A 4,997-nucleotide genomic window follows, 5' to 3' on the forward strand; every position below is an offset into this window, starting at 1 on the left:
TCATTTTCTTCTTTCCTTTTTCCTGAGTTTGACACTTATATTCCAAAGCAAAGTTTAAAAATCTGAAATAATCAGAAAAATATCAATTGTTAATTTTTTATTAAAACCAAAATTAGCCACACACCACCCTCTTTTTAGCTTTTGATACGGCTTTTAGTGATATTTGTTTTTAAACTCTTTTAAATCCATCATTTTTTTTGGAATTTCTATTTTTAATGTCTTTAATATATTTTTTTGAAATCCACTCAAATTAGCTCTTAATGCAAATTTTTTATCTTTTATTCTTATTTCTGAATATTCCATATTTTTTAAAGCATTTCTTATTTTTTCATGAGAATATTCTATGTTGTTTTTTTCTAGTTCTAATTCGAGTGTTCTTAGTATTATGTAAGATATAAAACTCATTACAATATGACCTTTTATTCTTTTTGGTGTCCAGTGAAATATTGGTCTTGTTTCTAGATAATTTTTTAGTGTTCTAAATGTTTCTTCTACTTTCCATAATGTATGATACTGTTCTAATATTTGTTTTGGACTTAATTTTGTGTTTGTTATTATTCCATAGTATCCATCGTATTTTTCATCATTTTTTATTTTTTCTTTATCCAATATATATTTTTGTTTTGTTTCTTCTTTTAAATATTTTTTAGCTCCTCTTTTACTTTTTGCATCAATACTTCCATCTTCTATCATTTTTTCTGCTTTTTCTATTAATCTCATCCTGTCTTTTTTATCTTTTTTTGCTCGTTCTTCTGAATATATTATGAGTAATCTTTTATTTTCATATTCTATTTCTCTGTATTTTATTCCTTTGGCTATTTCTGTAAATTCTCCTTCAAATATATTTATTTTTTTTAATTGTTTTATTGATTTACCTATTATGAATTCATAATTGGATTTTTCTACCATTTCTATATTTGCCTTACTCATCATTCCTCTATCCGCTACTACTATTACTTTTCCTAATTGATATTCTTTTTTCATTTTTTTTATTGAATCTTTTAATGTATGTCCTTCGAATGTATTTCCAGGGTATATATCAAAACTCACTGGCATTTTATCTTGATCTATTGACATTCCTAATACTACTTGTGATTCATTGAATTTTTTATCTTTTGAATATCCCATTTGTAATATTTCATTTGTTTGTTGTGTTTCAAACGCTAATGTTGTTACATCGTAAAATACCAAATCTACTGTTGTATTAAACAAACTCATCCTTTGATCATACATATGTTTTTCTATCTTTTCTTTATTATCTGCGAGCATGTCTAATGTTCTATACAACCAATGTAGCATTACTTCATTTTCATCAAGTTCTTTCCCTTCGCTTTTTTCTATCCCTTTATATCCAAAATATTCTAGATTATTGAATATTTTTAATTTACTTCTTGGTTCTATTATTCTGTTCATTACCGTTATCTTTAACATCTCTTCCACGTTATATTCTATATTCTTATCAAGCCTTTCAAAAAATCTTTTCATTTCATATCTTTCAAATATTTTATTTACTACTACTTTTACTCCAAAATTTCTTCTGGCTACTTCTTCCATTAAATTATCGTTTATTTTTTCGTATTCATCTATTTCAAATATTTTTAGTAATTTTTCTATCATCTTTTCAACATCTTTTTTACTGTATTTTTCAATATTTCCAAAATTTATAACAGTATGCTGCTTTACTTTGCCATTTTCTCTCACACTTTCCATTACTCTTAAATACTTTTTCCCTTTCACCTTTGATATTTTAACGAACATCATGCCATCTCCTTTTAGTGGTTTTCATATATATTATACCACTAAAAGTTAGTAAAATCAATAGTTATATGCATTAGTATATTAAGAAGTTAGCCACACATTTTTCCGGCTAACTTATGTTAATACACCTCAAACCCGCATTCTTTCGTTCCATTTCCTTAAATTTCACCATTTTGCTGTATTCTCTAAAAAGTCAAGAGATAAAATATAAAAATTATAATAAATTATTTTTTGATATTTTGTAAAAAAACTACACTTTTTACAGCAAACAATGTTGCAATAATTCAAACTAAACTATTTGTTTTTTGTAAATTAGTTTAGGTTTTGTGTGATATTTAAAGCAATCATGCTGTTTTAAGTTTTAAATATTCTGGATTAAATTCAGTATTATTTTTCCATAATGTATATACTAATTCTGCCAATTTTCTTGTTATTGCTGTTTGGGCAACTTTTTTTGGTTTCCCTCTTTTAATTAAAGCGTTGTATTTTTCTTTGTATTCTGGTATGTATTTTAAAACTCTTATGGCCCATAATGAAAATATATGTCTTAAATGGCTATTCCCTTTTTTTGATATTTTTTTATTTTTTCTGTATTTTCCTGATTGGGAAATTGTTGGATCAAGCCCTATATATGAGACAAAATGTTTTTTACTTTCAAAACGAGATATGTTTCCTATTTCTGATATAATTGTAAGTGGAGTTACTAATTCACCTGAGCCTGGAATAGAAATTATTGCTTTATACACTTGATAATATGGATTCTCTTTATCTATTTTCTCTTTATTTATGTTATCTCCATGATTATAGTAATTTTTATTGTCATCATATTTGTTATTATTACTGTTATTGCCATCAAAATACTCATTTTAAATATTCATATTAAAATTATTAAAAATTTCATTTGAAACTCTTTCTATTTCATCTTCGAGTATTTTTATTTGTTCTATATGGTTTTTAATTAATTCTATTTTCGATTTAATTAATATAGCAGAAGAATCGTGTTTTATACCAATTGAATGGTTTAAATCATTAATAACATTTAAAGCCTTTTCTTTGTTTCAGAAGCATCGCTTCGCGAAAAATCATTTTAATTATAATATTTGATTTAGATTGATATTTTAAAAATAATAGTAAATGGTCAAATATCAATGTATAAAAGCCCAACTTTTATACATTTGCTGAAGCAAGTAAATTTGTAACTTTTCTTTTATGCTTTAAAATGGATTTTAATGTTGGATATCGCAATAATAATTTCAACAGAACAGAGGAATCCATTTCTGAGAAATAATTTAATAATTCTGGTATATATTTAATCATGCTGCGCAAGCAGGAGGATTAAATGTTTTTTATTTAAAAATAATCCAATTCTTTATAAAAAACATTTGTTTTTTATAAATGTATTTTTAAAGATGCAAGGCTTTTAGCAATATTTTTTCTAGCTCTGAGCAAATTTCTCAATTCTAAAATTAAGTCATCAGGCTCAGATGATCTAATGGCATATTCTCTAAGTATGTATATAGCTTTGGCGATATTTTTAGAATCAATTTTATCAGTTTTTGAATGATTAAATGACCTCATAAAATTCTTAAGTGAATATGGATGTAATATTAAAACACTAATACCTTTTTCATTTAAAAACTGTTTTAATGCTAAATGATAAGTTCCTGTAGATTCCATAGCGATCATATATTCATCATTAATGTTTTTAATAACATCTAAAAATTCATTAAATTCATCATATGATTGTTTAAATACAAAATGTTTAAACTTTTTACCATCAAAAATTGCAACATCAAATTTAGTTGATGAAATATCAATCCCAACAGTAAACATACAGAGCACCTCCTTCTGACATACGACCGTGCTTTGTACAAGCTTTCAATGCTTAATTCTCTAAACCATGCTAAAAGGAGATGATAACTACAGCTAACAAGCTCTAAGCTTAGTCAAAGTCTCTATCTTTCTCCATATGATTTAATATTTTCAAAACTGTTTTTCTATGAAATATTTTATATCAATATTTTTTCTAAATCAACATTAGAATTATCAATTCTACACAATACAACAAGAACTAAATCAAACCATACTAATAATTATTATACTTAATTATTATTATATTTTATATTATATATTATAATTTTCTATTTTAATTATACACGGTCAAAGTCAGGAATAAATTATAAAATGAAAGCATTTGCAAAAGATTTTGGATTTAAAATCAAATTATGTAAGCCAAGACATTCATATACTAAAGGGAAGGTTGAATCAGCAAATAAATTCATATCTTGGATATTAGCGTATGATAAGGATTTTGAAGACGAAAAGGAACTAAATGAAATTATACAAAGGATAAATAAAAAGGTTAATACTAGAATAAACCAATCAACAAATGTTCCACCATTACTGTTGTTTCAAAAAGAAAAAGAGTATTTATCTCCTTTGCCAAATAAAAATATCGTTGAATCATATTTGGACCACACTCACAAAGCAAAAGTCCAAAAAGATTCATTGATATATTACAAAGGAAATAAATACTCCGTACCGCCTGAATATATAGGCAAAACAATGAAAATAAAAACAAATGAAAATTATCTGTATGTATATTATAACACAGAATTGATAACAGTACATAAAATAACAGATAAAAAAATAAATTATATATCAGACCATTATACAACATTAATGTCAAAGCATATAAAGGATTCAAAAGAACTAAATGAAATGTGTTCTAATAACCTGAAAAAATTAGATAATTTTTTGTAGGAGGGGAATATGAATAATTATATAAAACTACAAAATAATCTAACAGAATTAAATTTAATAAATATAAAAACCAATCTAGATAAATATTTGAACTTAATAAATACAGGAGAAAAAAGTGTAATAGACGCATTATATGAATTAAGTGAATTAGAAATAAAGGCAAAAGAAAAAAGAGCAATGAATGCATGTGTAAAAGTAGCTAATTTCCCATTTCTGAAAGGAATAGAAGATTTTGATTTCGATTTTCAACCAGGAATAAATAAACAGGAAATATTAGATTTAAAAAGCTTAAGATTTGTGGAAAATAATGAAAATATACTATTTGTAGGAACCCCTGGAGTTGGCAAGACACATCTTGCCGTCTCCATTGGAATAGAATGTGCAAAACATAGATATTCAACATATTTTATCCATTTCCAAGATTTAATGTCGCAATTAAAAAAAGCACTTAAAGAAAATAGATTAGAAACAAGATT

The 4,997-nt window shown here is 25.1% G+C and carries 5 protein-coding genes and 1 pseudogene; 2 read left to right on the plus strand and 4 right to left on the minus strand.

Annotation, left to right across the window (positions count from 1 at the left end):
- Positions 1–153: 153 nt before the first annotated feature.
- From X274_RS09820 to X274_RS09830, 4 genes are all read right to left on the minus strand, one after another.
- The gene (locus tag X274_RS09820) at positions 154–1,758 is read right to left on the minus strand and encodes an IS1634 family transposase (RefSeq protein WP_047266657.1); all 1,605 of its coding nucleotides are present in this window, start codon (positions 1,756–1,758) and stop codon (positions 154–156) included.
- A 344-nt stretch (positions 1,759–2,102) separates the two neighbouring features.
- Positions 2,103–2,504: an IS110 family transposase gene (locus X274_RS09825; RefSeq protein ID WP_047266658.1), complete on the minus strand. Its 402-nt coding sequence runs from the start codon at positions 2,502–2,504 to the stop codon at positions 2,103–2,105.
- A 421-nt stretch (positions 2,505–2,925) separates the two neighbouring features.
- Entirely contained in the window at positions 2,926–3,075 is a 150-nt protein-coding gene (locus X274_RS12095) for a hypothetical protein (protein ID WP_156166196.1), read from the minus strand.
- Positions 3,076–3,147: 72 nt separating this feature from the next.
- A complete protein-coding gene (locus X274_RS09830; RefSeq protein WP_052913285.1) occupies positions 3,148–3,591 on the minus strand; it encodes an IS110 family transposase in 444 nt (147 codons plus the stop codon).
- 321 nt (positions 3,592–3,912) lie between these two features.
- Between X274_RS09830 and X274_RS09835 the strand changes: the two are divergent.
- Positions 3,913–4,521: pseudogene (locus X274_RS09835) on the plus strand (Mu transposase domain-containing protein); the annotation flags it as partial.
- A 9-nt stretch (positions 4,522–4,530) separates the two neighbouring features.
- Positions 4,531–4,997 (plus strand): ATP-binding protein (locus X274_RS09840; protein ID WP_047266659.1); only part of this gene is annotated, 467 nt, incomplete at its 3' end.

The sequence above is a fragment of the Marinitoga sp. 1155 genome (assembly GCF_001021175.1).
Lineage (GTDB): Bacteria > Thermotogota > Thermotogae > Petrotogales > Petrotogaceae > Marinitoga.